This window comes from Candidatus Methylomirabilota bacterium, assembly GCA_036001065.1.
In the GTDB taxonomy this organism is placed as follows: domain Bacteria; phylum Methylomirabilota; class Methylomirabilia; order Rokubacteriales; family CSP1-6; genus MNEF01.
On record DASYUQ010000092.1, the window covers coordinates 40,224 to 67,161 of the forward strand.

Below are 26,938 nucleotides of genomic sequence, written 5' to 3' on the forward strand. Positions count from 1 at the left end.
GGGGCGCTAGAAGCCGAGCGCGACGCCGTCGCCGCGCGGGTCGGCCCCGCCCATCAAGGTCCCGTCGCGCACGAGGATGCCGTGGGCGTGGCCCACTTTGTAGAAGAGCGCCGGCGCCGGCTTGACGTGGTGGCCCTTGCGAGCGAGCCCGGCGAATACGCGCGGCGGCACCCGGCTCTCGAGGTTGATGGTGTCGGCGGGCTCGCCCGGCAGGAACGCGCCGATCAGGAACCGTGGCCGCTCGATCGCCTCCTGGATGTCCATGCCGTAGTCGAGGACGTTGGTCAGCACCTGGACGTGGAACATGGCCTGCCCGTTGCCACCCATGGTGGCGAAGCCCAGCCGGGGGCGCTCGTCGCAGGTGACGATGGAGGCGATCAGCGTGTGGAAGGGTCGCTTGCGGGGAGCGAAGACGCTCGGATGCGCGGGCTCCACACTGAAGTGCCGGCCACGATTTTGGAGAACGACGCCCGTGCCCGGCGCCACCACGCCCGAACCGAAGGCGTTGAAGAGGCTCTGGATGACGCTGATCACGTTGCCGCGCCCGTCGGCCACGAGGAAGCCGGTGGTATCGCCCTCGGGCTCGCCCGGCGCGTATGATCCGGCCTTCTTCGGATCGAACTCCCGGCGGCGCAGCGCCGCGTACTCCTTGTCGAGGAGCGATCCAACCGGCACCCGCGCGTGCTCGGGGTCACCGATCCAGCGGTCACGGTCGGCGTAGGCGAGCTTGATGACCTCGATGAGCAGGTGCAGGTGCTCGACCGAGTGGACGCGGTGGCGCGCGAGCGGGAAGCCCTCCAGCAGGTTGAAGGCCAGCAGGGCGGCCAGGCCCTGGGTCGGCGGCGGCGTCTGGTAGATCGTCTGGCCGCGATACGTCGTCGCGATCGGCTCGCCCCACTCGCCGGTGTGAGCCGCCAGGTCAGCGGCCGTCAGAAAGCCGTCCCGCTCGAGCCGCCGGGCGATCGCCTCGGCGACTCGTCCCCGATAGAAGAGGTCGGGACCCTCGGCCCCGAGGTCGCGGAGCGTGCGCGCCAGATCGGGCTGGACGAACAGCGCACCGAGGTCCGGCGCCCGGTCGCCGGGGCAGAAGATCCGCCGCCACTCCGGGTCCGGATTCTGGGGGGCCAGCTCGGCGATCGCCTGACTCACGATGGAGGTGAGGGGGAAGCCGCGCTCGGCGTAATGGATGGCCGGCCCCAGCAGCTCGCCGAGCGGGCGCGTGCCGAAGCGCTCGAGCAGCATGACCCAGCCGCGTACGCAGCCCGGCACGCTCACCGTGGCCGGGCCGAGCGTGGGCAGCCGATCCATCCCCCGCCGGCGCAGCTCCGGGAGCCCCGCCCGCGAGCCCGACCGGCCGGCGCCGTTGAGGAAGTGCACGCGCCGCGTCGCCGCCTCGTAGTAGAGGCAGAAGATGTCGCCGCCCACACCACAGTTGTTCGGCTGCGTCACCGCCAGCACGGCGTTCGTGGCGACGGCGGCGTCGGCCGCGGTGCCGCCGGCCTTGAGCACCTCGACGCCGGCGAGCGTCGCCAGCGGGTGGGCCGAGGCCACCATGCCGTCGTGGCCGAGCGCCACCGGGCGGTACGAATATCCGATCTGGGGCACCGGGCTAGCCTCCCGAGAAGAGCTTGGAGATCTCGTCCTGGGGAAAAACCGGCAGCGGCCGTTCCCCGGTTCCGTCCACCAGCACGACGCCGCGGTCCCGCGGGACGACCTGGCCGATGTAGTGGCTGTCGATCCCCTCGCGGGCGAGGGCGTGGATGACGATGGACGCATCCGCGGGCCCCAGCGTCATCAGCAGGGCGCCGGAAGCGATCGTGCCCAGCGGATCGAGTCCGCAGGCGCGGCACAGCTCCGCACCCTCGGGCAGCACGACGATGCGCTCGCGATCGATGCGGAGGCCCACCCCCGCCGCCTGGGCCAGCTCCCAGAGCGCGGTGGCGATGCCCCCCTCCGTCGGGTCGTGCATGGCGTGGACCGTGGCCAGCTCGCAGGCGATCTCGGCCTCGGGCAGGACGCTGAGCCCCGGCGATTTCAGAAACGCCTTGGCCTTCTTGATGGTGGACACGCGGACCCCGCGCGCGAGCAGCTCGGCCTCGCGCTCGCGCGCGATGATGGCGGCGCCCTCCAGCGGCACGCCCTTGGTCATGACGACGGCGTCACCCACCTGCGCCCCGCCCGTGGTCACGAGCTTGTCCTTGGCCACCTCGCCGAGCATGGTGCCGGCGACGATCGGGCGGTCCAGGCCGTGGGTGATCTCGGTGTGGCCCCCGACCAGGGCGACGTCGAGCTCCTGGCAGGCCTCGGCGAGCTGGTCGAGCAGCGCCGTCGCCGACTCCTCGGTCGTGCGGCCTTCGGGCAGCAGGAGCGTCGCCAGGAACCACCGGGGCCGGGCGCCGCGGACCGCGACGTCGTTGGCGTTGACTTGCAGCGCGTACCAGGCGACGTCATCGGCGGCGAAGGTGATGGGGTCGGTGGTGGCCACCAGGTAGCGGTCGCCCACGTCGATCACGGCGGCGTCCTCGCCCACGCGCGGGCCCACGACGACCCGGGGGTCCTTCACCGGGTGCTTGTCGAAGATCGCCTGGAGCGCCTGGGCGCGGAGCTTGCCAACCGGTAGGCAATTCATCGCGGTGACCCGTAGTATACCCGACGTGCCCCGGCCGCTCATCGAGTGCGTCCCCAACGTCAGCGAGGGACGCGACCGCGCCCTGATCGAGCGCCTCGCCGCGACGCTGGGCGGGCAGCCCGGCGTGACGCTGATGAACGTCCACGCCGACCCCGATCATCACCGCTCGGTCTTCTCGTTCCTGGGCCCGCCGGCGGCCGTGGAAGCCGCCGCGCTCGCGCTCGCCGACCGCGTGCTGGAGGCGATCGACCTCCGCACGCACCACGGCATCCATCCCCGTATCGGCGCGCTCGACGTGCTGCCCTTCGTCCCGCTGGCTGAGCTGTCGATGGCCGAGACCGTCGAGGTCGCGCGCCGGGTCGGCCGGACGCTCGCCGCCCGTCACCATCTGCCCGTCTACTACTACGGGCGGGCCGCCACCGGACCGGGACGGCGGCGGCTGCCCGACGCCCGGCGCGGAGGCTACGAGGGGCTGGCCGAACGTTTGCGCGGCGCCGATCCACCCGACGACGGGCCCGGGCGCTTCGATCCGCGGGCGGGCGCGGTGCTGGTCGGCGCGCGCGACATCCTCGTCGCGTTCAACGTGTGGCTCGACGGGGGCGATCTCGAGGCCGCCCGCGCCATCGCCCGCGCCGTCCGCGAATCGAGTGGCGGGCTGGCGGGGGTCCAGGCGATGGGGCTCTTGCTGGTCAGCCGCGGGATCGCCCAGGTCTCGATGAACCTCCTCGACTACCGTACGACGCCGATCCCGGCCGCGTTCGACCGGGTGAAGGAAGAGGCCGGGCGGCGAGGAATCGGCGTCCGCGGCAGCGAGCTCGTCGGCGTGGCGCCGCGGGCGGCCTTCCGAGGGCGCTCGCCCGCGAGCGTGGGCCTGCCCGACTTCACCTCCGATCTGCTCCTGGATTCGTACCTGACGAGGGCGCTCGGCGGCGAGTAGCCTCAGGCCGGCGGGGCGTCGCCGGACCAGTCCAGGACGAGGCAGGTCCAGCGGTTAGGGACGACGATCTCGCCGGCGGCGGCGTGGTAGTCGACGTCGGTCGGATAGGCCCGGATCCGCAACCCTTCGGTACCCGGACGGCCGGCGGCGTTCCAGGCCTGGACTTCATCGAGCAGCCGACGCACCAGCGCCTCGTCATCACCGAACCCGCGCACGAAGAGGTCGAACGCAGGTGGATTCGCCGCCTGTTCGGCCGGAGACGCGTCGCATGGCGGGCGCATCAGAAAGCAGGCCCCATGCTCCTCGAACAGTCCTGCCGAGCTGCAGTACTTCCCAGCCAGCGCGAAGAGATAGGGCACGGCGCTCCCGTCCGCGCTCGGTCCCTCGGCCTCGAACCAACAGAAGACACCTGGTTCGTGGAGCGCCATCCAGGGGATCAACCCGCCGTAGACCTCAGGGGGCGTCAATCGCACCGCCGCCGGCGTGTCCCGGGGCGGTCCGGTCAGCAGCGCGTAGGCCGCCTCGGTGTTGACCTGTCCGGGGTCCCTCACCCAGAGACTCAGGCCGGACGCAGGCCCGAGCGGTAGGCGCGTCACCGCAGGAGCGAAGGCGCCGCGGAGCGGAATGAACAGACATTCCTTTACCGAAACACTGACCAAGTGGCGGTCTCCGGGTTCGAACGCCACCGATTTCTGAGCCCCTCCCACCATCAAAGGCAGGACCAGGCGTCCGCCCCGCTTCAATTGCTCGCGCCAAGCGGGGGCCACGTCCCCGGCACCTACCGTCAGAATGATGCGGTCGTAGGGCGCGGCCTCCGAGTAGCCGAAGCCTCCATCCCTACAGATCACTCGCACGCGGTCGAATCCGGCCGCCGCCAGGTGCGTGCGGGCCTCGTCGACGATGTCCTGGTCGATGTCGACGGTGGTGACGTCTCCGGTCTCTCCCACGATATGAGCGATGAGAGCAGCGTTGTAGCCGGTACCGGCGCCGATCTCCAGGACGCGATGGCCGGGCTCCAGGCCGAGCTGCTCGAGCATCACCGCCATGATTTGCGGCTGTGACGAGGAGCTGACCGCCTCACCCGCCACCGTCTTCGTGATGATGTACCGGTCGCGGTAGACCTCTTCTACCGCCACGCCCGGCAGGAACAGATCACGCGGCACCTCACGAAACGCCCGCTCGATCCGGGGCGAGCGGATGTGGCCGTCCGCTTTGACCTTGTCGACGAGGGCCTGACGCAGCGCCGATATCTCCGCCATTGCAGTCTCGACGCGACCCTAGTGCCGTTCCAACTTGTTGATACTAAATCTGTCCACGAACGACGTACACGGTGCCTTCCTAGGCGCGAATAGTTGGAACGGCACTAGGCCGCGAGTAGCTTCAGGAGGTCGGCCGTCAGGTCGTAGAGCTGCGCGCAGCCCGGGGGGCCGCCGAGGAGGATGCCGATCCGCTTGCGCAAGCCCTCGTCCACGGTCTCGCCGATCAGGGAGCGGATCTTGCTCTGAGGCTCGGAGCAGATCCCCATGTAGGGGAGCTTCGGCGTGACATGCTCGGCCCGGACGATCACGCCGGTGGCCAGATCGACCTCACAGGTGATCTCGAAGCCGTGGACGTTGTCGTGCATGGAGTGGAAGAGGCCGAGCCGTCCCCGGCCCCGCTCGAGCCGCGCCAGCTTGTGGCGCACGAAGACGCGGCGCTGGCCGGGACGGGGGCTGTAGAGATCGGGCCCCATCGGCGTTGCCACCGTCCGCGTGGCGACCAGCGCCCGGCCCGCGCTGCTGTACGTGAAGCACGAGTCGGGCAGGTCGATCCACCCGGTCGTGTCGAGCTGCCAGCATTCCCAGGCGCTGCCGCCGGCCGCCCGCTCGGCGCGCTCCCGCGGCACCTTCGTCACCTGGCGCGCCAGCCGCGCGATCTCGATGGCGGCGTCCACGACCAGCGCGGCGCCGTCGCCCGACCCCGTCGCCTCCGCCACGCGTCGCGCGAACCCCGCGACCATCCGGGCGCCGGCCAGCGTCTCGACGCCGCGCTCGACCTCGGGCGCGACCGGGCCGCCGAGCACACGGCAGCGCGCCGCGCGGATCTCATACGCCGGCGAGGGCGCGGCGATCGCCGCCAGCTCGATGGCGCGATCGTCGTCGCGCAGCCGCACGGTGTGGGTCAGGGCGTCGTCGTGGGTGTTGTCGGTCCACCCCTCCATGACGCGCTGGTAGCGGTCGCGCGCCCGGAGCACCCGCGGGTCGAGCCCGGGCGCGGTCACTTCTTGCCGAGATACTTCTCGGGCTCGCGATCGAACTTCTGCTTGCAGCCCACGGCGCAGAAGTAATAGGTCTGCCCCTGGTACGTGGACTGCGCCGCCGCCTTGGGGGGCTCGACGGTCATCTTGCAGACGGGATCGACGGCCATGCGACTCCTCCTCAGCTGGCCGGTCGCCAGCGCTTGAGCCTCAGGCTGTTGGTGACGACGGAGACCGAGGAAAATGCCATCGCTGCGCCGGCGAGGATGGGCGACAGCAGCACGCCCCCGAGCGGGTAGAGCACGCCCGCCGCGACCGGGATCAGGATCACGTTGTAGCCGAACGCCCAGACGAGATTCTCCCTGATGATGCGGATCGTCCGCCGCGAGAGCTGCACCGCCGCCACCACGCCTGCCAGATTACCGCGCATCAGCGTCACGTCCGCGGCCTCGATGGCGACGTCGGTGCCCGAGCCCATCGCGATACCGACGTCGGCCTGGGCCAGCGCCGGCGCGTCGTTGATGCCGTCGCCCACCATCGCCACCAGGTGGCCCTCCTGGCGCAGCCTCTTCACCTCGCCCGCCTTGTCCTCCGGCAGCACCTCGGCCAGCACGCGATTAATGCCCGCCTGGCGGGCGATCGCTTCCGCCGTCCCCCGGTTGTCGCCCGTGAGCATCACCACGCCGACGCCGAGGGCCTTGAGCCGGGCCACCGTGGCGGCCGCCTCGGGCTTGAGGACATCGGCCGCGGCGATGAGCGCCTCCAGGCGCCCGGCAAACGCCAGGTACATGACCGTCTTGCCCCCGGCCTGGAGCGCGGCCGCCCGCGCGGCCAGCGGCGTCACGTCGATCCCGCGCGCGTCCATCAGCCCCCGGTTGCCGAGGAGCACGCGCCCGTCGGGGGCCAGGGCGTCGACCCCCTGGCCCGGCACCGTGTCGAACTCGATGATCGGCGGCAGGGCGACCCCGCGTTCCTTCGCCCGCCGCACGATCGCCTCGCCCAGCGGATGCTCGGAGCCTTGCTCGGCGGCGGCGGCCAGCGCCAGCGCCTCGTCCTCGCTCCCGCCGGGGACGGGGACGACGTCGGTCACCTCGGGTCGGCCCCCCGTGAGGGTGCCCGTCTTGTCGAAGACCATGGTGTCGACCCGGTGCAGCAGCTCGAGCGCGGCGGCGCTCTTGATGAGCACGCCGTGCTCGGCGCCCTTGCCGGTGCCGACCATGATCGCCGTCGGCGTGGCCAGCCCCATCGCGCACGGACAGGCGATGACGAGGACGGCGACGGCGGTGGTGAGCGCCATCAGCAGGCGCGGCTCGGGCCCGAAGAAGAACCAGGCCGAGAAGGTGAGCGCGGCGACGACGAGGACGACGGGCACGAAGACGGCGGCCACGCGATCGGCCAGCCGCTGGATCGGCGCCCGCGAGCCCTGAGCCTCCTGAACCAGGTGGATGATGCGGGCCAGCGTCGTCTCGCGGCCGACGGCCGTCGCGCGGAACACGAAGCTCCCCGTGCGGTTGACGGTTCCGGCCGCGACCTTCGCCGGCGGCCGCTTCTCCACGGGCAGGCTCTCCCCGGTCAGCATGGACTCGTCCACGGTCGAGGCGCCCTCCACGATGACGCCGTCCACCGGGATGCGCTCGCCGGGCCGGATGCGGATCAGATCGCCGACCAGCACCTGCTCGATGGGGACGTCCACGTCCTGGCCGTCGCGGATGACCCGCGCCGTCCGGGGGGCCAGGCCCATGAGGCGCCGGATGGCCTCCGACGTGCGCCCGCGCGCCCGCGCCTCCAGCCAGCGGCCGAGCACGATCAGCGTGATGACGACGGCCCCGGTCTCGTAGTACGTCATCCCCCCCACGTCCATGAACGTGTGGGGCCACAGCGTGACGGCCACGCTGAAGAAGTACGCCGCGTTGGTGCCGATCGACACCAGCGTGGACATGCTGGCGCTCCGGTAGCGGAGATCGTGCAGGAAGCCGCGGTGGAACTGGGCGCCGACCCAGAACTGCACCGGCGTCGACAGGGCCAGCAGCAGCCACGGGTTCCGCAGCCACGCCGGCGCCCACGGAAAGACGTCGGCCATGCCGCCGATGAGAACGGGCAGGGACAGTACCGCGCCCACGATGAACTTGGTGCGCAACGCGCGCTGCTCGCCTTCGCGGGCGCGCCGCTCGTCATCCACCCCGCCCATGGTCGCCGCGGTCGGCTCCACCAGCTCGTAGCCGGCAGCCTCCACGGCGCGCTGCAGCGCGGCGACGTCAGCCTGGGCCGGGTCGAAGGCGACGGTGGCCCGCTCGGTGGCGAGGTTGACGGCGGCCTCGCTCACCCCGGGGACCGACGCCAGCGCGCCTTCGACCTTGCCGACGCACGCGGCGCAATGCATGCCGCGCACCGGGAACGTCATGCGCTCCATGCCCGGCCTCACTTCACTCCGAACCGGGAGAAGACGTCCAGCAGCTCGTCCATCTTGCGCTGCCGCTCGCCCTTCGACCCGGACCGGAACGCGTCGGCGACGCACGATTCGATGTGCCGCCCCAGCAGCAGCTTCTGGACCTGCTCGAGGGCCCCCTGCACCGCCGAGATCTGCAGCAGGATGTCCACGCAGTACGCCTCGCCGGCGATCATCCGCTGCAGCCCCTGCACCTGGCCCTCGATACGCCGCAGCCGTCCCCGCGCCTTGCTCTTCGTCGTCTCGTCGATCATGTCACCCCCGCCCGGCCCCCTCGCCCATATACCCTATGGGGGTATTATGGGGCCCCGAGCCCGGCCCGGTCAAGCTCCCGTCGGCGCCGGCTCAGAGCTCGAAGAGCAGCTGCTGCTCGGCGGCGGAGTTGGCGGCGCGGGGCCGGCGCGGCCGCCCCTTCGAGCGCCGGCTCCGCCGGCGCAACCCCTTCCTGGGGGAGGCCTCGGAGGGGGCCGCCGAGGCCCCCTCCGACGAGGACGGGGGGCGACGCCCCCCTCCGAGCTTCTTCCAGCCCTTCTGGTGGGCGATACGGTCGCCCTGCTTGATCACCAGCAGGTCGACCAGGCGGGCCAGCGGGCTGCGCAGGAGGATGAGGTACTTCTCCCAGTAGCGCGGGGAGAGGGCCAGCGTCCGCATCTGGTCGACGGCCAGCGTCAGCGCGGCGCGGTCGCCCTTCTTGGCGGCGGCGCGGAGTTCGCCGAGGATCCTGCCTCTCGACAGCCGGGAGGGCGGGGAGCTCACGTGTTCAGGGCTTGCCGCTGAGCTCGCGGCGCAGCAGGCGGGCGGCTTCCACCATCGAACGCAGCTTGGAGACGGCCACCCATCGCGGCGTCTCCCAGAGCCCGCAGTCGGGGGCCAGCCACAACCGCTCGGCCGGGACGTGCTTGAGCGCCAGGCGGGCGCGGGCGGCGACCTCCTCGGGCGACTCGATGCGAAAGGCCTTCACGTCGACGACCCCCACGGCGACCTCCTTGTCCGTCGGGTGCACGCTCCACAGCTCGATCTCCGCCATCTCACGGTTGGCGTACTCGAAGACGAACTGCTGCACGGGGGCGTCGACGATCTGCGGGTAGAGCGTGCTGTAGTGCCGGGGGGTCGCGAAGGAGTTGTTGTGGGCGTTGCCGAAGCACACGTGGAGGGCGAGCTTGGCCGACACGCCCTGCACCACCTCCCGCAACGCCTCCAGCATGGGGCCGGGCCCGGCCCTGACGATGCGGTGCTTGCCGGCGCTCATCACGTAGTTCGGCTCGTCGATCTGGATAAAGTCGCAGCCGGCCTCGACCAGACTCCGGACCTCGCGGCGGACGATGGCGACGAGATCGGCCACCAGCGTCTCCTCGGACGCGTAGGGTCCACCGCGCCTGAGCGGCATCAGCAGCGTCAGGGGCCCCGGCACCGCCACGCGCAGGGGGCGGTCGGCGTGGGCGCACGCGAACCGGAACTCGTCGACGATTCCCAGGCCTGCCGGCGCCTCGATGCGCCCCACAACCTGGTACGGGCAGTGAGAGTCGTAGTTGGCCGGGCCCAGGCGGCGCGGAACGGCGAGAGGCTCGAGGCCGGTCAGGCGGCTGTAGAAACCGCGGATGAAGGTGACGCGACGCATCTCGCCGTCGGAGATGACGTCCACGCCCGCCTCGATCTGATCGCGGATAGCGATCCGGACGGCGTCGTCATAGGCTTCCTGGATGTCGGTCGGGCCGAGCCGGTTGGCGTCCGTGGCCTCGCGGACGAGATAGAGCCACGAGGGCAGGGCGTGCGACCCGACCACCGTCGTCGGCAGCAGTGGCAGCTCCCGGGCCATGCTGGCCGGATGCTACCACGGCCCCGGCCGCCATGGCCGCCCCCCGCGATGCGCTCCCGATCCACGTGTGCGAACGTCGTATGGGAGTGAGGCGGGGGCCATTCCAAGACCCGTAGCTTCTGGGGGTCGAGGGAGCGGCCGCGTAGGAGGCGCGTGGGCAACGCATCGTGGATAGCGTGGTCTTGGAGTGGCCCCCGCCTCGCTCCCGTACACCGCTCAGCGCACGTGGATCTCGTACTCTTCGCGGCTGGCGCGGCCGGTGGCCGGCTGGATCGTGACCTTCACGTCGAGTGCCCGGGCTACCCGCTGGAGGGCGTCGCGGGCGTCGCCTTCGAGGTAGGCAGCCAGCTCGGGGTGGACGCGCACCACGATCTCGCGCGCCCCCGACTCGGCGACCTTGGCCGGCATCGCCCGGAAGATCTCGGCGGCCAGCGTGGCGTCGGACTTGGTCACGCCGGCCCCCTTGCAGGCCGGGCACGGCACGGTGAGCAGCGACCGGAGGTCCTGGCGCACGCGCTTGCGCGTCATCTCCACCAGGCCCAGCTCGGAGATCTCCAGCACGTTGGTCCGCGCCTTGTCCTCGGCCAGCGCCCGCGTGAGCGCGCGGTACACCTGCTCGCGGTGCTCGGGCACCTCCATGTCGATGAAGTCGATGATGATCAGGCCGCCGAGGTCGCGCAGGCGGATCTGGCGGACGGTCTCGCCGACCGCTTCCAGGTTGATCTTCAGCACGGTCTGCTCGAAGTCGCGCTTACCGACGTACTTGCCGGTGTTGACGTCGATCGACACCAGCGCCTCGGTGTGGTCGATGACGATGTAGCCGCCGGACTTGAGCCACACGCGGCGGCGCAGCGCCTTTTCGATCTCCTTTTCGACCCCGAACGCCTCGAAGAGCGGCACCCGCCCCTCGTGCAGTTTCACGCGCTCGGCCAGGGCCGGCACCAGCGCCTGGACGTCGCCCTGGCACTTGTCGTAGACCTCGCGGCTGTCGACCAGGAACTGGTCGACGTCGGGCGACATCAGGTCGCGCACCACGCGAAAGGTCAGGTCCATCTCCTCGTGCAGGACCGCCGGGGCCGTCGCTTGCTCGTAGCGCGTCTGGATCTGCGACCAGAGGCGGCCCAGGAACTCCACGTCGGCGGCGAATTCCGCCTCGCCCCGCCCTGCCGCGTTGGTGCGGACGATGAACCCGCCCGGGGGAGGGTTCAGGCTGCGCAGGAGCGCGCGCAGCCGGTCGCGCTCGTGCTCGTCGCGAATGCGGCGCGACACGCCGATATGCCGCGCGTGCGGCATGTACACGAGATACCGGCCGGGCAGCGAGGCGAACGCCGTGACCCGAGCGCCCTTGGTGCCCAGCGATTCCTTGGCGACCTGGACCAGGACTTCCTGCCCCTTCCGCAACACCTCTTCGATGGGGGCCCGCGCCTCGCGCTTGGGCTCGACCTCGTCGAGGTCGACGTCGGCGACGTCGGCGTCCTCCTCGCTGCCGCCCAGCATCTCGCGGGCGTAGTCGCCGAGGTTGGCCGTGTAGTCGCCGGCGTAGAGGAAGGCGTCCTTGGGGAGGCCGATGTCGACGAACGCCGCCTGCATGCCCGGCAGGACGTTCGTCACGACACCCTTATAAACGCTCCCGACGATCGAGCGGCGCGCGTGCCGCTCGAGATAGAGCTCGGTGAGGAGGGCTCCCTCCAGCACCGCCACGCGAGTCTCGGTGAACCCGGCGTTGACCAGAATACGCTTGTCCACGGCAGCACCTCGCCGGCACGGCGGATCGCGGATCTCGTCGACCGCGCGCCATGCCTCATTGGAACTGCCGCATCCGGACCGAGAGGAGAAGCCCGAGGGCCATCATGGAGACGAGCATCGAGGACCCGCCGTAACTCATAAAGGGCAGCGGGATCCCGACGACAGGCAGGAGGCCGGTTACCATCCCCACGTTGATGAGAATCTGGGCCGCCAGCAGGCTCGTCGCGCCCAGCGCGACGAGTCGTCCGACGGAGTCGCGCGCCGCCGCAGCGATGTCGAAGCCCCGCAAGAGGAGCAACGCATAGCCCAGCAGCAGCACGAGACACCCGACGAACCCCCACATCTCGGCGAATACGGCGAAAATGAAGTCCGTGTGGCGCTCCGGCAGGAAGGCCAGCCGGCTCTGCGTGGCGCCGGCGATGCCCTTCCCGAGGAGCTGACCCGACCCGATGGCGATCTTGGCCTGGATCACGTTGTACGCGCTCCCCAGGGGATCGCGGAACGGATCCAGGTACACCATGATTCGTTCCCGCTGATAGTCCTTCAGCGCCAGCCAGGCTACGGGCAGCGCGGCGAACCCGGCGAGCGCCAGGCCTCCGAGCAGCCGCAATCGCACCCCGGCGCCGACGAGCAGGGCGATCAGCAGGGGCCAGAGCAGCAGCGCCGTGCCCAGGTCGGGCTGTCTGACGATCAGCACGAACGGCACGGCGACGATCGGAAGCAGCAGTGAGACGATGATCAGGGTGATCGGTTGAGCCCAGCGCGCCGTGAGCAGCCACACGAGCATCAACAGGAAGCAGAGCTTGAAGATCTCGGACGGCTGCATGGAGAGCGGGCCGACGATGATCCAGCGGCGCGCGCCCGACACGGTACGTCCCAGGAGCAACACGGCGCCCAGGGCGCCCAGCCCCAGGACGTAGAGGGCCGGCCCCATCCGCACGAGCCTGCGGTAATCCAGGCTGGCGACGACGACGAGGGCCAGGGCCCCCAGGCCGACCCAGGCGAGCTGCCGGAGCACGAGCCCGCTTCCGGCGCGTCCGACGTTGAGGCTCGTCAGCGTGGTCAGGCTCAGCGCGATCAGCCCGAGCGCGACGCCCAGGAGCGGCCAGTCGACGTTCTGGAGCAGCCGGCGATCGATGCCGACGATCACAGGCCCGCCTCTCCGATCATTGGCTCGCCTCGGACGGGCGGGATTCTCTAGGTTCGCTCGCCTCGGGCGCAGGCACCCCAGCCCCTGGCCGCCCTGCGGCTCGCACGACCCATCCCCGGCTCGCCTCGGGCGCAGGGGCCCCAGCCCCTGGCCGCCCTGCGGCTCGCACGACCCCGATCATCCGGCGATTTCCACGGCGGCGACTTTCTCGAAGAAGATCGCGTTGAGGATCTTGCGCACGACCGGCGCCGCCACCTGTCCGCCCCGGCCGCCGCGCTCCACGAGCACGACCACCACGACCTCGGGGTCCCGGACCGGCGCGAAGGCCGCGAACCACGCGTGGTCCTGGCCTCGGTCCGCCCTAGAGTTGGCGATCATCTGAGCCGTGCCGGTCTTGCCCGCGATGTCGAGGCCGGGAATCCGCGCCTCGACTCCGGTGCCCTCGTTCACGACCGCCAGCAGGCTCTGGCGCAGGTAGGCCCAGACCAGCGGCGAGAGCTCGACGTGTCCGGTCACCCTGCCCGGATCGCTCCAGACGATCCCGCGCTCCCGCCGCTCGATACGCTGCACCAGGCGCGGCTTCCACAGTACGCCGCCGTTGGCGATGGCGGCCATGAACTTCGCCACCTGGAGCGGCGTGACCAGGACCGGCCCCTGCCCGATCGAGAGGTTCACGACGTCGCCCGCCTGCCACTGGTCGCGCCCGCGCTTGGACCGGGCCTGGGGAACGAGCCCGAACTTCTCGCCGGCGAGATCGATGCCGGTCGCCTGCCCGAAGCCGAACGCGCGCGCGTACTTGGCCATGGCGGTGCCGCCCACCTTGAGCCCGGCCTGGTAGAAGAAGATGTTGCAGGAGTGGGCGATCGCCCGGCGGAGGTCGACGGTGCCGTGGCCGTCCACCTTCCAGTCCTTGAACGTCCGGTTGCCGAGCTGGAACTCGCCCGAGCACTGCACGCGGTCGAGCGGCGTCAGCGTCCCTTCCTGTAGCCCGGCCGCGGTGACCACGAGCTTGAAGACGGAGCCGGGCGCGTACTGGCTCTGGATGGTACGGTTCAGCAGCGGATGCTCGGGGTGCTGGACCACCTTGAGCCAGGCGGCTCGATCGATCGTACCCGTGAACCGGTCGATCTCGAACGCGGGCGTGGAGACCATGGCCAGCACGTCCCCGCTCCGCGGATCCATGACGACGGCGGCGCCGGCTCGCCCCTCCATGGCCTGCTCGGCCGCTTCCTGGATGCGGCGGTCCACGGTGGTCACGACCTGGGCGCCCGGGTTGGGCTCGGTTTGCTGGACGACCCGGACGGGGCGGCCCATCGCGTCGACCTCGATCCGCTCGCCGCCGTCGCGCCCGCGCAGGAACTCGTCGAGCAGTCGCTCGAGCCCGCTTTGACCCACCATGTCCCCGCGCCGGTAGCGGCCCTGCTTGAGCTGCTCGTCGTTGGCCTCCCGGACGTAGCCCAGGAGGTGCGCGGCGAAGCGGCTCGACGGGTACGTGCGCTGCGGCTCCACCTCGACGATGACGCCGGGCAGCTCGAGCTTCCACTCCTCCACCTTCGCCATGTCCTCGAGCCTGAGCCCCCGGCGCACGCGCACGGGCAGGAACGAGTCCAGGGACACCCGCGCGACCGACTCTGCCAGCTCCGCGTACGGAATTCGCAGCAGCGCGGCCACCCGGCCCAGCACGGCGTCACGGCCCTGCTCGTCGCGGGGCAGCTCGCGGGGGATGAGCGACAGCGTGAAGGTCGGCCGGTTGTCCACCAGCGGCACGCCGTTGCGGTCGAAGAGGATGCCGCGGGGGGCGGCGACCGGCCGGATGCGGATGCGGTTCTTGTCCGAGGCATCGAGGAAGTATCCGCCCTCGAGCACCTGCAGGTACCAGAGCTGGCCGACGACCACGACTAAGGCCACCACGACGGCGGCGGCCACCGCGGTCACCCGCTTCTTGCCGGCATCGCGGCCCTCGGGGAGTGACCGCCAGCCCTGGCTCAGGCCGAAGCGTCTCACGAGGCGTCTCGCTGGCGCGCTTCCGTCCAGGCCAGGGCCAGGACGAGGGCCGCCCCCAGGAAGCCGTTGTAGAGGGCCTGGGGGAGCACGACATAGGACATCAGCTCGACGAACGGCGCCGGAAAGTGGAAGAGCTTGAGCAGCGCGAAGCGGACGAGCCCCTCGGCCACGCTCAGGAACACCAGGCCGGGCACCTGCACGAGCGGCTGGGTGACGCGCAGTCGCGCCCCCAGCGTGCCGATACCGAACCCGACCAGGGCCTTGGTGAGCGCCTGGACGCCGATCAGCCCCCCGCCGGCGGCGTCCTGCAGCAGCCCGGCCGCGAAGCCGCCGACGCAGCCGAACTCCGGTCCGCGCCTCAGCGCGAGCAGCACGACGACGATGAGCGGGATGTCGGGCGCGACGTCGGCGATGCGGAGCGCCGGGGCCAGCGTGGCATGGGCGATGCCGCCGCCGAAGACCGTCAGCGCCAGGAGCCCCCGCATGAGCTAGCCGCCCCGGGGGAAGTAGGCGGTCATGTCCTGCATGCGGTCGCCCGTCACCAGGAGGACCTCGTCGATGCGGGCGAAGTCGACCACCGGTGTGAGGTGCGCGTAACTGAAGAGGGCCGCGCCGCGGTCGTCGATGGCGCGCACCCGGCCGATGGGGATGCCGCGCGGGAACATGCCGCCCTGCCCTGACGTGACGACGAGATCGCCGACCTGCAGCCCGGCGCCGTCGCGCGCCATGTACTTGAAGCGGATGGTGCCGCGCGGCTCACCCTCGACGATCCCGGGCGCGCGGGTGCGCAGCAGGTGGGCGCCCACGGTGGACGCCGGATCGGTGAGCACCTGCACCACCGACGCGCCCGGCCGCACGTCCACCACCCGTCCCACCAGTCCGTCGGGCGAGATGACGGCGGTCAGCCGCCGAACGTCGTCGGCGCGGCCGCGGTTGACCGTCAGCGAGCGCACCCAGCCGCCCCACTCGCGGGCGATGATCTCGCCCGGCAGCGTCTCGAGCGGCAGGCGCGCGCGCAGGTCGAGCAGGCGGCGTAGCCGGCGGTTTTCTTCCGCTGTCTCCGTCACCGCCAGGGCCTCGACGCGCAGCCGCTGAATCTCCTCCCGCAGGCGGCGGTTCTCGCCGCGCACGTTCTTCCAATCGACGTAAGTGGACCAGAACCCGAAGGCCCCGCGATGGACGACCGCCAGGCCCTTCTGGACCGGCGTGGTGACCAGGGCCAGGAGGTCGGCGGTCCGGGAGGCGTGGCCGCGGGTCTGGATGGTCAGGAGAACGAGACAGACCACGATCACCGAACCAAGCAGGGCCAGCGTGCGAGTCTTCACACCTGCGACCTCCAGAACGCGACAACCGCGCTAGGCGGGGATCGCCACCTTTTTCAAGAGATCGAGCTCATCGAGCACCTTTCCGGTGCCCAGCGCGACGCACGACAGCGGGTCGTCGCCGGGCGTGACCGGAAGATTCGTCTCCTGTCGCAACAGGTGATCCAGGCCGCGGAGCAACGCGCCGCCGCCGGTGATCACGATGCCCTTGTCCACGATGTCGGCGGCCAGCTCGGGCGGCGTCCGCTCCAGGCACGTGCGCACCGTTTCCACGATAGTCATCACCGGCTCGCGCAGCGCTTCCCGGATCTCCTCGTCGGTGATGACGATCGTCTTGGGGATGCCGTCGATGAGGTCGCGCCCCTTGACCTCCATCGTTCGGCGCTCGCCCCCCATGGGGTAGGCCGAGCCCAGGTTGATCTTGATCTCCTCGGCCCGCCGCTCGCCCACCAACAAGTTATAGTGCTTCTTGATGTACTGCACGATCGCCTCGTCCATCTCGTCACCGGCGATGCGCACGGACTTCGAGTAGACGATACCGCTCAGCGAGATCACCGCCACCTCGGTCGTCCCGCCACCGATGTCGACGATCATGTTCCCGCCCGGCTCCTGGATGGGCAGCCCGGCGCCGATCGCCGCCGCCATCGGCTCCTCGATGAGGTACACCTCGCGCGCCCCCGCCTGCATCGCGGAGTCGCGGACCGCGCGCTTTTCCACCTGCGTGATCCCCGACGGCACGCCGATGACGATGCGCGGGCGCACCAGCGTCCGGCGCCGGTGCACCTTGTTGATGAAGTAGTGCAGCATCTTCTCGGTGACGTCGAAGTCGGCGATGACGCCGTCCTTCAGCGGGCGAATGGCGATGATGTTGCCGGGCGTGCGCCCCAACATCGCCTTCGCCTCGTGCCCGACGGCGAGCACCGAGTGATCGGCCTGGTGGATGGCGACGATCGAGGGTTCGTTGAGGACGATGCCTTCCCCGCGCACGTACACCAGCGTGTTGGCGGTACCGAGGTCGACGGCGAGATCGTTCGAGAACATCCCGGCCAGCAGGTTGTAGAGCATCAGCTCTCCGTCCGCGGTGCGCGTTGTCAGAACCGACCGAGCTCCCCCTTGGGAGCCCGCGCCTACACTAGCACAGTCTATGCCAGAGTCTGAGAAAATGCCAAGTTTGACGGGCGTTTAGGGCATCCCCGTCGGGTTCTTTCCGGCTGTCCTACCGAGAAAAGGAAAAGTTTTTCAGGCAGTTTCGACTCCAAGCCGGCGACGGACATAGAGGATCAGCCCGCCCTCGGCGATCAGCGCCTGGAGCAGGGGCGGGAAGGGGGCCGCCCGGTAGGTTCTACCGGTAGTTACGTCCACGATGGCACCCGTGGTGACATCAACCGTCACCTGGTCGCCGGTCCGGACCTCCCGCGCCGCCTCGGGAGATTCCAGGATAGGCAGGCCGATGTTGATGGCGTTTCGCAAGAAGATCCGCCCGAAGGTGGCGGCGATGACGGCCCCGATGCCGAACGCGTGAAGTCCCGCGGGCGCCGTCTCCCGCGAGGAGCCGCAGCCGAAGTTCCTCCCCCCACGATGATGTCGGTCTCCCGCGCGGGGTGGATCACGCTCTGGCCGAAAACGGGTGCTCAGGTATAGCATTGCCGCCGCTGCCGTGACAACCGACGAGTTCGAGGCGTGGTTCGACAAGGGCGTCACCGACGGCCTGCCCGTCGTGCCGCCGACGCGGGCCCGGGTCGAGCGGATGCTGGCCGCCAGCCGGCGCCAGCCCCGGGAGCTGCTGGGCGAGATGCCGCCGAATTACGGACGGCTCACGGTCGAGAAGGTCGCGATCAACGCCGTCATGGCCGGCTGCCGGCCCGAGTATCTGCCGATCGTCGTGGCCGCCGCCGAATGCGCCTGCGATCCCGCCTTCAACCTGCACGGCGTCGCCAGCTCGACGCACTTCTCGGCCCCGCTGATCATCGTCAACGGCCCGATCCGAGCGCGTATCGGCGTCAACAGCGGCTTCGGCGTCTTCGGTCCCGGCTGGCGGGCCAACGCGACAATCGGGCGTGCGCTGCGCCTGCTCATGATCAACATCGGCGGCGCCCGGCCCGGCGAGACCTCGATGTCCACCTTCGGCCACCCGGGCCGCTACACCTACTGCGTCGGCGAAAACGAGGAGGCGAGCCCCTGGCCGCCCTATCACGTCGACCGGGGGCTCGGGCCCGGGACGAGCGCGGTGACGCTCTTTGCCGGCGAGGCACCGCACGGCATCTCCGATCACTCGAGCCGTACCGCGCGCGCGCTGGCCGGCTCGCTGGGCTGGTCCATGGCCGGCCTCTGGAACAGCAAGCACTACCCGCTCTACTCCCACACGCTGCTCGTGGTCGGCCCGGAGCACGCCCGCACCTTCGCCGACGACGGCTGGACCAAAGCCGACCTGGCGCGCCATCTCTACGAGACGATCCGCCGGCCCTACCGCGAGCTGCTCCCCCAGGAAGACCACGGCGAAGGGACGAACCTGCGCTACGGCAAGACGCCGCCCGATCCGGACGCGCTCGTCCCGAAGTTCCCGTCGCCCGACGAGATCCACGTGATCGTCGCCGGAGGGACGGCCGGGAGGTTCTCGGTGGCAATCCCCGGCTGGCTGGGGACCAAGAACGGCTCGCGCCCGGTCACCCGTCCCATAGAATTCGATTGACGAGCCGCCCCGTCCGTGTAAGACTGACGCTGGTTCTGGTTCAAACCGGATTATTCGGGAGCTGAGCAGTGACCGAAAAACACGCCGCGCGGGATCCAGTTCGCGCGGCGTTTTTATTTGCCGCCCGATGGTGGGCGGCAACCCCACCATCGCGGTGGGAGCACACAGGGGCTGAAGACCCCTAGGGAGAGGTCAGCGGTATGGCACAAGGTCGAGTGAAGTGGTTCAACGATGCGAAGGGCTACGGGTTCATCACGCAGGACGGCGGTGAGGACGTCTTCGTCCATTACAGTGCCATCCAGGGCAACGGCTTCAAGAGCCTGGCGGAGGGCGACACTGTCGAGTTCGAGGTGACGCGCGGCCCAAAGGGTCTTCAGGCGGCCAACGTCCGGAAGGTCTAGCCCCTGCAGTTCCCACCCGGGCCCGCCAACGGGCCCGGGTGCTCACCACGTAAGGTTCCCCACCCGCCGATCAACCGTCTTGACAGAGTTTTTTTCACCGTTGTAAAGTTTCCCGAGTTCCCGAGTCATGGTGGGCAGGATCGGGCCAGTGGCAGCAGGAGTCGCTCAGGTCTGAGGAGCACGACGTCGCGCGGACCCAGGTCCCGCGGCGTTTTTTGTTGTCCCCGAGTCATCGGGACGCCCCGGCCATGGGGGCCGGGATCACCGGAGCGACCAGGCCCGCTCCACAAAAAAGGAAAGGGAGTATGGCACAAGGCACGGTGAAGTGGTTCAACGACGCGAAGGGTTACGGCTTCATCCAGGTCGAGGGCGGCGAGGACGTCTTCGTCCACTACAGCGCCATCCAGGCTCAAGGTTTCAAGAGCCTGAGTGAGGGCGACAAGGTGGAGTTCGAGGTGACCAAGGGACCCAAGGGGCTGCAAGCGTCCAACGTCCGCAAGGTCTGACGTCGCGGACCACTTCGCCGGCCCGCCGGGCTTCCCCGGCGGGCCTTTTTTGAAAAGAAAACCCCGACGAGGGCTGCGACGCGTTCTGCCATCGAGACTGCGCGTCGCCCCGCTGGTGGGGCGGGATCGTCGGGGTCGGTGGTGCCTGGTCTCCCAGGCGCTCCACCTAGAGCTAGCGTGGAACCTGCCTAGGAGGCATCCACCTCACAGATCACCGCAGGGGTACACATCGGCTGGATCACCTCCTATCTCGGCAAGGGCGCCACGCGGGCCCAGTCCCACTGACCTCGAACCGGATGCCGACTCCCGGCCCCAGGCTCGACCACGTCAGCCGCCGGCGGTATTGTCGGCGGGGACGCTTGAGGAGCGCTGTTGACGCTCCGATCGATTTGCCCTCAATCCTACCGCAGCCCGCGGGCGAGCCAAAGAAAAAGTCGGGCGCGCCTCACTTGATGATGATGCGGTCGCGGTTGCGTTCCCAGAGCGCGGCACCGATGCCCTCGACCTTCCGCAACTCCTCCGGCTTCTTGAACGGGCCGTGGGCTTGCCGGTACTCGACGATCTTCTCGGCGACCTTGCGCCCGACGCCGCTGAGCGTCATCAGGTCCTTGACGTCGGCGGTGTTGACGTTCACCTTGTCGCCGACGGGGACAGAGGCGCTCGCTGCGCGGGGTCCGGAGTGCTGCGCCCCCAGCGCCGGGAACGGGGTGAGGAGAACAGCGATCATCAGCGCCACGAACAGCCTGTATCCGTGCATCATGTGGACTCCTCCGCGTGTTGAGTGAACGACGCCATGCTCGCGAGCGACGCCATTCAAACGGCGCGCGAACGGTCCGTCAACGTGCAATGTTCGATACGGAGAGAGCGTCAGTCTTCCGAGACGTGCTCGAGCGACTTCATGTACTCGGCCCACTCGACGGGGAGCAGCGCCTTCTTTCGGGTGTTGCAGTCCTTGCAGGCGGGGACGACGTTGCCACGTGCGCTGCGCCCGCCCCGGCCGAGCGGCACCAGGTGATCCATGGTCAGCGCGCGCGGGCCGACCTGGCGGCGGCAGTAGTAGCAGATACCCGTGGCGAGGCGGCGCTTCCACCACTGGCTCTGGCGCAGCTCGCGCGCCCGCGCGCGCTCGCGCTTGAGCTCGTCAGGATCGGTGGGCGCGTAGAACTCACTCATGCGCCGCCAGCTCCGTGGAGAGCGCCTCCCACTCGCGCATGAGCCACGCCACCTGCTCCTCGGCGCTCTTCCGCTCGAGGGCGACGGCGCGCACGCGCTCGCCGTCGGCGTAGAGGTTCGGGTCGCCGAGCGTGTCGCCGAGCTGGCGCAGCCGTTCCTCCAGCGCGTGGATCTGCCTTTCGACCTCTTCCAGCCGCCTCCGCAGCTCCCGCACCTCTGGGTCGACGCGCCGCCGATGCTTCGTCCTATCGCGGGCGTCGCCGTCGTCGACCGCCGAGGACTCCGTCGCCGCCTCGGCGTTGAGATGCCCGCGGCGCCGAGGGCGCGGAGGGGCGGGGGGCCCTCCGGACGAGTTGCCTTTCGAAGGCCGGAGGGCCCCCCGCCCCTCCGCGGCCTCGGTAGTCATGCGCGCCTTGGCCGCGAGGTAGTCGTCGTAGTCCCCGAGGTACGTCGTAAGCGCCCCGCCGGCGATCTCGACGATCTTGGTCGCCATCCGGTTGATGAAATAGCGATCGTGCGAGATGAAGACGATCGTGCCGCTGAAGCCCGCCAGCGCGTCCTCCAGCACCTCGCGGGAGGCCAGGTCCAGGTGGTTGGTGGGCTCGTCCAGGCACAGGAGCGCCGTCGGGCGGACGAGCATCTTCGCCAGCGCCAGCCGGGCCTTCTCGCCGCCGGACAGCACGCTCACCTTCTTGTCCACCGCGTCGCCCGAGAAGAGAAATGCGCCCAGGAGCGCGCGGAGGCGCATGTGCGCGGCCTCCGGCGCCACCGCCTCCAGCTCCTCCAGCACGGTGCGCTCGGGACTCAGCGCGTCGACTTGATGCTGGGCATAATAATGAACGGCCACGTGCGCGCCCAGCGTCCGCTCGCCCCGCTCGAACGGCAGCACACCGGCCAGGATGCGGAGCAGGGTCGACTTGCCGGCGCCGTTGACGCCCACCAGCGCCACCCGGTCGCCGCGCTCGATGTCGAAGTCGATCCCGGCGTACACGACGTTGTCGCCGTAGGCCTTGTGGATCCCGCAGAGCGTGGCCACCCGGCGCCCCGTGCGGGGCGGCTCGGGGAAGACCACGCGGATCCGGCGCGTCCGATCCTCGATCTCGATCCGCTCCAGGCGCGCGAGCATCTTGACCCGGCTCTGCACCTGGCGCGCCCGGGTCGCCTGGTAGCGGAAGCGCTCGATGAAGCGCTCAATCTCCGCCACGCGCTTGGCCTGGTTCCGAGCCTGGGCCTCCCGGAGCTCGCGCCGCGCCTGGCGCTCGACGACAAAGGCGTCGTAGTTGCCCGGGTAGACCGTGAGGCCCGCGGGGCCGAGGTCGGCGATGGAGGAGACCATGCGGTTGAGGAAGTAGCGATCGTGGGCGACGACGACGACGGTGCCGTCGTACCCGGCCAGGAAGTTCTCGAGCCAGGCGAGGGATTCCAGATCCAGATGGTTCGTGGGCTCGTCCAGGAGCAGCAGGGCGGGCCGCAGGAGCAGCAGCCGCGCCAGCGCCGCCCGCATGCGCCAGCCGCCGGAGAGCTCGGCGAGGGGACGGTGGAGATCCGCCGCGCCGAACCCGAGGCCGCTCAGGATGGTGCGGGCTTCGCTCTCCAGGCGGTAGCCGCCCAGGGCGTCGAACCGGTGCTGGAGGTCCCCATAGCGCGCGGTCAGCGCCTGGCGGGGCGACGCCTCCAGCGCGGCCGCGACCTCCTCCATCTCGCGCTCGAGCCGCCAGACGTCCTCGAAGCCGCTCAGCGCCTCGCCGAGGACCGACCCCAGGCCGCTCGCCGCGACCTCCTGGGGCAGGTAGCCGACCGCGGCCCCCCGCGCGCGGATCACGCGACCGCTGTCGGGCTCCTCGAGCCCGGCGAGAATCCGACAGAGCGTCGTCTTGCCGGCGCCGTTGGGGCCGACCAGCCCGATCCGCTCCCCGCCGGTGATGCGCCAGGACAGATCTCGGAAGAGCGTCTGTCCGCCGTAGGCCTTCGAGACGGAATCGAGCTGGACGAGCACCCGCGCGCTCTCAGCCCATGCCCTGCACCCGCTCGGGCAGGATCTTCACCATCACCCGGGCCTCGCCGGGTTGGCGGTATGGATACTTGTCCTGCCCCAGGTACTTCTTGGCCAGGGTGTCGATGTGCGTATCGGCCCCCCGCTCGGTCATCTCCGCGACGCGCCCGCGAATCTGCACGTAACGGTAGGGATTGTCCGGGTCCTGGATCGCCAGCGCCACCCGGGGATTGCGCTGGAGGTTGCGGTCCTTCACGCGCCCGCGGGCGGTGTTGAAGCGGATGTGGGTGCCGTCGAAGTCGACCCAGACGGGGGTGACCTGGGGTGTGCCGTCCCGCCCGACCGTGGCGAGATGCGCAAACGCCTTCTTGTCCAGGATGTCGCGATAGCGCGCGAGATCTCCGTTGCCACTCATGTCCTGCCTCCCTTGAGCTGCTCCAGGACGGAGAACGCGTGGCGGACGGACTTGGCCGCCAGCGTGCCGCCCATGAGGAGCCCGATGTCCAGCGTCTCGGCGATCTCCGCGTCGGTGGCGCCCTGGTCGAGGACCTCCTCGACCCGATGATCGATTCAGTCGAAGCAGTTCTGCGAGACCGCCACCGCCAGGGCCGTCAGCTCCTTGTGCTTCCGGCTGAGCGCCCCGTCGGCGAAGACCTTCTGGCCCAGCTCGCCGAACGCCGGATAGACCTTCATCGGCGATTTCAGCATCAGGGCGTTGAGCCGCCGCTTCTCCGACTTGCGTTCGTGGATGTGCATGCTGCCTCTCCTTCAGCCGGCGCTCGTGGTCAACTCGATGGCCCGCGCCTCGGCCAGCGAGCGCAGCGCCAGGAGCACCCGGACGACGCACTGCTGGACGAGCAGCGCGTCCTGCGCGAACGGATCCGCCAGCCACTCGCGCGCCCAGTCGCCGCCCTTCTCGTTGGCGAAGCCGAGCGTCGGCGAGAGCTTCTGGAGCCGCAGCAGGAGGTCGTCCGGCGGCAAGCCGGAGGCGCGTAGTCGAACGACCACGGCCGCCCGGACCGAGGCGTTCCAGATGCCGGTCAGCCCCTCCAGCAACGCCTGGTAACAGGTGAGGTCCGGCTTGCCCTGGAACTCGTTGAGGACCGTCGGGACCAGGGCGTTGACGACGGCGTCGCCCTCCTCGTCCACGCCGAACAGCGGCCCCAGCACGGGGTCCTTCTGGGGCTGGGGCAGGCGCTCGATGAGGATCGCCGCCGCGGTGGCGGGAATAGCCGGCAGCTGGGCCAGGCGCTCGAGTAGCGGGACGTCACCGGCCATGTCATCCTCCCGCGCGGGTGGGCTCGCCGCGCATGTCGGCGCGCGCGAGGTCGCGCGCATTGCCCGCCGGCACCAGGAACGCGGACGCAAGCGCTGCGATGCACACGATCAGTCCCACGACGAAGGCGCCGTGCAACGCCGCCTCCATCCCCAGCCCGGCCGCCAGGCGCCGGGTCATCACCGCCCCCATCACGCTGAGCCCCAGCGCGCCGCCCACCGCACGAAAAAACTGCGTCATGGAGGTGGCGATGCCGAGGTCGGTCCGGGGCACCGAGCTCTGGACGGCGATCAGCATCGGCACCATGCTCAGCCCCATGCCGACGCCGGCGAGCAGCACGTCGCGCATCGCCTCGCCCGGGGTCAGCGCCACGTTCCAGCGGGTGAGGAGCAGGAAGGCGCCCGTCAGGCACGCCATGCCCGCGGTGACGACAGTCCGGTACCCGATCTTCAGCACGAGCCGCGCGCTCAGGACCGACAGGGCCACCCATCCCAGCACGAACGGCGTCAGCACGAAGCCGGCCTGGGTGGCCGACGTCCCCACCACCGCCTGCATGAACAGCGGCACGAAGGAGATGGCGCCGAACATCGCCATGCCGGCCAGGAAGCCGGTGACGACGGCGGCCGCCACGATGCGGTTGGCGAACAGCCGGAGCGGCACGATCGGCTCCCGCGCCCGCCGTTCGACGGCGACGAACGCGGCGAGCGCGAGCCCGCCGACCGCCAGCGCCGCGACGACGTCGGGCCGGGTCCACGCCCCCTCCCGCCCCGCCTCGACGACGCCGAGCAGCAACGCGGACACGCTCAGGGCGAAGAGCGCGAGGCCGCCGTAGTCGATCGCCGGGCGTCGTCGGGGGCGTCCCTCCTCGCCGAGCGCGGTGGCGATGAGGATCATGCCCAGCGCGCCGAACGGCAGGTTGATGTAAAAGACCCAGCGCCACGAGACGTAATCCGTCAGCAAGCCGCCCAGCAAGGGGCCCACCAGAGACGCCACGCCCCAGACGCTCGAGAGGTAGCCCTGCATCTTCGCGCGGCGCTCGAGGCCGAAGAGGTCGCCGACGATCGTCATGCCGATCGTCATGAGTGAGCCGGCGCCCAGGCCCTGGAGCATGCGGAATGCGATCAGCTCCGCCATGTTTTGCGACGTGCCCGACAGCGCCGAGCCGAGGAGGAAGATCGTCAGACCCGCCAGATAGGTGGAGCGCCGGCCGAAGAGGTCGGACAGCCGACCCCACAGCGGCATCGTCACCGTCGAGGTGAGCAGGAAGCCCGAGAAGACCCAGGAGTAGATGTGAATGCCGCCGAGGCTGGCGACGACCTTCGGCATCGCGGTGGCCACGACCGTCGACTCCATCGCCGCCAGGAAGATCGACAGCATGATCGCGAGCAGCGCCCGCCGCTTCTGCACCTCGTCCATCAGTGACCGCCGGTGCAGCCGGCGCACCGGCACAGCGCGCGCAGCTCGGGATACGGGTAGAGGCTCTGGTGTCCGTCGGCCCAGACGACGCCGAGCCCGGCGTCCGCCCTCTTGATCTCGGTCGGCCAGGCCATGGTCTCGGTGAGCGTCGCCAGGGTGGCGCAGGCCCCGCACGGGCAGTCGCGCCGGAGCTTGTCGAACGGATAGATGGAGCCGTGGTTGTCGCCCCACGTCACGCCCACCGCGTAACGGCCCACCAGGTGCACGTCCTTGGGGGCGTTGGGATCGGGCTGACCGAGCAGCGGCAGGATCAGCTTCTTGTTCACGCCCCTCCTCCCGTCATCGGGCGGCTCAGGCGCATGCCGGCCAGGAGATAGTGGATAGCGAGGTTCTGATAGGGTCCCCAGGCGCGGGCCCGGCGACGGATGCCCGCCTCGCTCAGCCTGCGGCCCCGTCCGTAATAGTGGTTGAACGCCTTGCCCACGGCGAGGTCGCCGGCCGGGCACGCCTCGCCTCGCCCCAGACAGCGTGCGAGGAACCAATCGGCCGACCAGCGGCCGAGGCCACGCAGCGCCATGAGGCGCTCGATGATCTCGGCGGCGGTGGCGTTCGCCAGCGCCTCGGTCTCGAGCTGGCCGGAGGCGATCGCTCGCGCGACGCCGAGGATGTACCCCGCCTTGCTCCCGGAGAACTTCATCGCGCGCAGCTCGCCGCGGCGCGCCCGGGCCAGCGTCGGAGCGTCCGGAAACGCGTAGACGGTGTGGCCGGCCATCGGCACCGGCGTCCCGTAACGGCGGACCAGGCGAGCGCGCAGCGCGAACGCGAAGGCCAGGTTGACCTGCTGGGCGGTGATCGAGCCGACCAGCATCTCCAGCGCTGTCGGCGCCAGCGTCGGCCGGAGGCCATGCAGCGGCTCGACGAGCCCGGCCAGCGCCGGGTCGCTCTTGGCGAGGCGGTAGAAGCCGGCCAGGTCGAAGTCGAGGCCGAAAATGGATCGGACCTCGCGCACGATCGCCGCCTGGACGCGCGCGGACCGCACTTTTGGCGCGCGGATCGCCAGCCGCGCGTCGTCGATGGTGCCGCTCCAGCGAACCTCGTAGGGGATGAGCCGGCCATCGAGCCGCAGCACGCGACGGAACACGTCGCCGGTGACTCGGTTCGCCGGGTCCTCGCCCCACAGCCGATAGCGCGCCAGCGT

The 26,938-nt window shown here is 70.3% G+C and carries 29 protein-coding genes; 4 read left to right on the plus strand and 25 right to left on the minus strand.

All coding sequences use genetic code 11. The features are described from left to right. Window positions 1–6 precede the first annotated feature (6 nt). Window positions 7–1,605, minus strand: a complete 1,599-nt coding sequence (ggt, locus tag VGV13_08430; protein ID HEV8641108.1) for a gamma-glutamyltransferase — start codon at window positions 1,603–1,605, stop codon at window positions 7–9. A 4-nt stretch (window positions 1,606–1,609) separates the two neighbouring features. After that, window positions 1,610–2,671, minus strand: a complete 1,062-nt coding sequence (locus tag VGV13_08435; protein HEV8641109.1) for an AIR synthase family protein — start codon at window positions 2,669–2,671, stop codon at window positions 1,610–1,612. Here VGV13_08435 and ftcD point away from each other — a divergent pair. Beyond that, a complete protein-coding gene (gene ftcD / locus VGV13_08440; protein HEV8641110.1) occupies window positions 2,655–3,566 on the plus strand; it encodes a glutamate formimidoyltransferase in 912 nt (303 codons plus the stop codon). The two genes, VGV13_08435 and ftcD, sit on opposite strands and share 17 nt — an antisense overlap. Window positions 3,567–3,568: 2 nt before the next feature. Here the strand turns inward: ftcD and fxlM are convergent, their stop codons facing one another. From fxlM to leuD, 14 genes are all read right to left on the minus strand, one after another. After that, window positions 3,569–4,825, minus strand: coding sequence for a methyltransferase, FxLD system (gene fxlM, locus VGV13_08445; GenBank protein HEV8641111.1), 1,257 nt, complete (start codon window positions 4,823–4,825; stop codon window positions 3,569–3,571). Between the two features lie 104 nt (window positions 4,826–4,929). Beyond that, on the minus strand, window positions 4,930–5,826 hold the full coding sequence (locus tag VGV13_08450; GenBank protein ID HEV8641112.1) for a DUF2889 domain-containing protein: 897 nt from the start codon (window positions 5,824–5,826) through the stop codon (window positions 4,930–4,932). Beyond that, window positions 5,823–5,972 carry a YHS domain-containing protein gene (locus VGV13_08455; protein ID HEV8641113.1) on the minus strand — a complete coding sequence of 50 codons (150 nt, stop codon included), beginning with the start codon at window positions 5,970–5,972 and terminating at the stop codon, window positions 5,823–5,825. Before VGV13_08455 ends, VGV13_08450 begins: the two co-directional genes overlap by 4 nt. 11 nt (window positions 5,973–5,983) lie before the next feature. Continuing rightward, window positions 5,984–8,212, minus strand: coding sequence for a heavy metal translocating P-type ATPase (locus tag VGV13_08460; GenBank protein HEV8641114.1), 2,229 nt, complete (start codon window positions 8,210–8,212; stop codon window positions 5,984–5,986). A gap of 8 nt (window positions 8,213–8,220) precedes the next feature. Beyond that, entirely contained in the window at window positions 8,221–8,502 is a 282-nt protein-coding gene (locus VGV13_08465; protein ID HEV8641115.1) for a metal-sensitive transcriptional regulator, read from the minus strand. A gap of 91 nt (window positions 8,503–8,593) precedes the next feature. Beyond that, a complete protein-coding gene (locus VGV13_08470; GenBank protein ID HEV8641116.1) occupies window positions 8,594–9,004 on the minus strand; it encodes a hypothetical protein in 411 nt (136 codons plus the stop codon). A gap of 4 nt (window positions 9,005–9,008) precedes the next feature. Next, complete coding sequence (locus VGV13_08475; GenBank protein HEV8641117.1) at window positions 9,009–10,064, minus strand: methionine synthase; 1,056 nt, start codon at window positions 10,062–10,064, stop codon at window positions 9,009–9,011. Between the two features lie 216 nt (window positions 10,065–10,280). Then, entirely contained in the window at window positions 10,281–11,810 is a 1,530-nt protein-coding gene (locus VGV13_08480) for an Rne/Rng family ribonuclease (GenBank protein ID HEV8641118.1), read from the minus strand. A 55-nt stretch (window positions 11,811–11,865) separates the two neighbouring features. Then, window positions 11,866–12,960, minus strand: a complete 1,095-nt coding sequence (gene rodA / locus VGV13_08485) for a rod shape-determining protein RodA (GenBank protein HEV8641119.1) — start codon at window positions 12,958–12,960, stop codon at window positions 11,866–11,868. 177 nt (window positions 12,961–13,137) lie between these two features. Next, on the minus strand, window positions 13,138–14,964 hold the full coding sequence (mrdA, locus tag VGV13_08490; GenBank protein ID HEV8641120.1) for a penicillin-binding protein 2: 1,827 nt from the start codon (window positions 14,962–14,964) through the stop codon (window positions 13,138–13,140). Further along, window positions 14,961–15,449 carry a rod shape-determining protein MreD gene (gene mreD, locus VGV13_08495; protein HEV8641121.1) on the minus strand — a complete coding sequence of 163 codons (489 nt, stop codon included), beginning with the start codon at window positions 15,447–15,449 and terminating at the stop codon, window positions 14,961–14,963. The genes mrdA and mreD overlap by 4 nt, the downstream gene beginning before the upstream one ends. A 3-nt stretch (window positions 15,450–15,452) precedes the next feature. Then, entirely contained in the window at window positions 15,453–16,289 is an 837-nt protein-coding gene (gene mreC, locus VGV13_08500; protein ID HEV8641122.1) for a rod shape-determining protein MreC, read from the minus strand. A 30-nt stretch (window positions 16,290–16,319) separates the two neighbouring features. Then, complete coding sequence (locus tag VGV13_08505) at window positions 16,320–17,351, minus strand: rod shape-determining protein (GenBank protein HEV8641123.1); 1,032 nt, start codon at window positions 17,349–17,351, stop codon at window positions 16,320–16,322. A gap of 174 nt (window positions 17,352–17,525) precedes the next feature. After that, window positions 17,526–17,930, minus strand: a complete 405-nt coding sequence (gene leuD, locus VGV13_08510; protein HEV8641124.1) for a 3-isopropylmalate dehydratase small subunit — start codon at window positions 17,928–17,930, stop codon at window positions 17,526–17,528. 13 nt (window positions 17,931–17,943) lie between these two features. On the opposite strand from leuD, the gene VGV13_08515 reads away from it, so the two are divergent. From VGV13_08515 to VGV13_08525, 3 genes are all read left to right on the plus strand, one after another. Further along, on the plus strand, window positions 17,944–18,975 hold the full coding sequence (locus VGV13_08515) for a hypothetical protein (GenBank protein HEV8641125.1): 1,032 nt from the start codon (window positions 17,944–17,946) through the stop codon (window positions 18,973–18,975). A 200-nt stretch (window positions 18,976–19,175) separates the two neighbouring features. Further along, window positions 19,176–19,376, plus strand: coding sequence for a cold-shock protein (locus VGV13_08520; GenBank protein ID HEV8641126.1), 201 nt, complete (start codon window positions 19,176–19,178; stop codon window positions 19,374–19,376). Between the two features lie 305 nt (window positions 19,377–19,681). Further along, entirely contained in the window at window positions 19,682–19,882 is a 201-nt protein-coding gene (locus VGV13_08525; protein HEV8641127.1) for a cold-shock protein, read from the plus strand. Between the two features lie 445 nt (window positions 19,883–20,327). Here the strand turns inward: VGV13_08525 and VGV13_08530 are convergent, their stop codons facing one another. The 9 genes from VGV13_08530 to VGV13_08570 form a co-directional block, all read right to left on the minus strand. Then, window positions 20,328–20,642: a helix-hairpin-helix domain-containing protein gene (locus tag VGV13_08530; protein ID HEV8641128.1), complete on the minus strand. Its 315-nt coding sequence runs from the start codon at window positions 20,640–20,642 to the stop codon at window positions 20,328–20,330. A 107-nt stretch (window positions 20,643–20,749) separates the two neighbouring features. Beyond that, entirely contained in the window at window positions 20,750–21,055 is a 306-nt protein-coding gene (locus VGV13_08535; protein HEV8641129.1) for an HNH endonuclease, read from the minus strand. Beyond that, window positions 21,048–23,051 carry an ABC-F family ATP-binding cassette domain-containing protein gene (locus VGV13_08540; GenBank protein ID HEV8641130.1) on the minus strand — a complete coding sequence of 668 codons (2,004 nt, stop codon included), beginning with the start codon at window positions 23,049–23,051 and terminating at the stop codon, window positions 21,048–21,050. The genes VGV13_08535 and VGV13_08540 overlap by 8 nt, the downstream gene beginning before the upstream one ends. 10 nt (window positions 23,052–23,061) lie before the next feature. Then, window positions 23,062–23,463, minus strand: a complete 402-nt coding sequence (locus VGV13_08545; protein ID HEV8641131.1) for a PPOX class F420-dependent oxidoreductase — start codon at window positions 23,461–23,463, stop codon at window positions 23,062–23,064. A gap of 155 nt (window positions 23,464–23,618) precedes the next feature. Further along, window positions 23,619–23,804, minus strand: coding sequence for a carboxymuconolactone decarboxylase family protein (locus VGV13_08550; protein ID HEV8641132.1), 186 nt, complete (start codon window positions 23,802–23,804; stop codon window positions 23,619–23,621). Window positions 23,805–23,816: 12 nt separating this feature from the next. Further along, window positions 23,817–24,326 (minus strand): hypothetical protein, encoded by a 510-nt coding sequence (locus VGV13_08555; protein ID HEV8641133.1) that lies wholly within the window; start codon window positions 24,324–24,326, stop codon window positions 23,817–23,819. Between the two features lies 1 nt (window position 24,327). Further along, window positions 24,328–25,740 carry an MDR family MFS transporter gene (locus tag VGV13_08560; protein HEV8641134.1) on the minus strand — a complete coding sequence of 471 codons (1,413 nt, stop codon included), beginning with the start codon at window positions 25,738–25,740 and terminating at the stop codon, window positions 24,328–24,330. Further along, window positions 25,740–26,066, minus strand: a complete 327-nt coding sequence (locus tag VGV13_08565; GenBank protein ID HEV8641135.1) for a gamma-butyrobetaine hydroxylase-like domain-containing protein — start codon at window positions 26,064–26,066, stop codon at window positions 25,740–25,742. Before VGV13_08565 ends, VGV13_08560 begins: the two co-directional genes overlap by 1 nt. Then, the coding region (locus tag VGV13_08570) for a hypothetical protein (GenBank protein HEV8641136.1) at window positions 26,063–26,938 on the minus strand (876 nt) is incomplete at its 5' end. The genes VGV13_08565 and VGV13_08570, both read right to left, overlap by 4 nt.

Bases quoted from the DNA above. Each gene is read 5' to 3' on its own strand.
- VGV13_08435 (HEV8641109.1), bottom strand. From the start codon at position 2,671: ATGAGCGGCCGGGGCACGTCGGGTATACTACGGGTCACCGCGATGAAT.
- fxlM (HEV8641111.1), bottom strand. From the start codon at position 4,825: ATGGCGGAGATATCGGCGCTGCGTCAGGCCCTCGTCGACAAGGTCAAA.
- VGV13_08455 (HEV8641113.1), bottom strand. From the start codon at position 5,972: ATGGCCGTCGATCCCGTCTGCAAGATGACCGTCGAGCCCCCCAAGGCG.
- VGV13_08460 (HEV8641114.1), bottom strand. From the start codon at position 8,212: ATGGAGCGCATGACGTTCCCGGTGCGCGGCATGCATTGCGCCGCGTGC.
- VGV13_08465 (HEV8641115.1), bottom strand. From the start codon at position 8,502: ATGATCGACGAGACGACGAAGAGCAAGGCGCGGGGACGGCTGCGGCGT.
- VGV13_08475 (HEV8641117.1), bottom strand. From the start codon at position 10,064: ATGGCCCGGGAGCTGCCACTGCTGCCGACGACGGTGGTCGGGTCGCAC.
- mreD (HEV8641121.1), bottom strand. From the start codon at position 15,449: ATGCGGGGGCTCCTGGCGCTGACGGTCTTCGGCGGCGGCATCGCCCAT.
- VGV13_08505 (HEV8641123.1), bottom strand. From the start codon at position 17,351: ATGCTCTACAACCTGCTGGCCGGGATGTTCTCGAACGATCTCGCCGTC.
- leuD (HEV8641124.1), bottom strand. From the start codon at position 17,930: ATGCTATACCTGAGCACCCGTTTTCGGCCAGAGCGTGATCCACCCCGC.
- VGV13_08520 (HEV8641126.1), top strand. From the start codon at position 19,176: ATGGCACAAGGTCGAGTGAAGTGGTTCAACGATGCGAAGGGCTACGGG.
- VGV13_08525 (HEV8641127.1), top strand. From the start codon at position 19,682: ATGGCACAAGGCACGGTGAAGTGGTTCAACGACGCGAAGGGTTACGGC.
- VGV13_08530 (HEV8641128.1), bottom strand. From the start codon at position 20,642: ATGATGCACGGATACAGGCTGTTCGTGGCGCTGATGATCGCTGTTCTC.
- VGV13_08535 (HEV8641129.1), bottom strand. From the start codon at position 21,055: ATGAGTGAGTTCTACGCGCCCACCGATCCTGACGAGCTCAAGCGCGAG.
- VGV13_08545 (HEV8641131.1), bottom strand. From the start codon at position 23,463: ATGAGTGGCAACGGAGATCTCGCGCGCTATCGCGACATCCTGGACAAG.
- VGV13_08550 (HEV8641132.1), bottom strand. From the start codon at position 23,804: ATGCACATCCACGAACGCAAGTCGGAGAAGCGGCGGCTCAACGCCCTG.
- VGV13_08555 (HEV8641133.1), bottom strand. From the start codon at position 24,326: ATGGCCGGTGACGTCCCGCTACTCGAGCGCCTGGCCCAGCTGCCGGCT.
- VGV13_08560 (HEV8641134.1), bottom strand. From the start codon at position 25,740: ATGGACGAGGTGCAGAAGCGGCGGGCGCTGCTCGCGATCATGCTGTCG.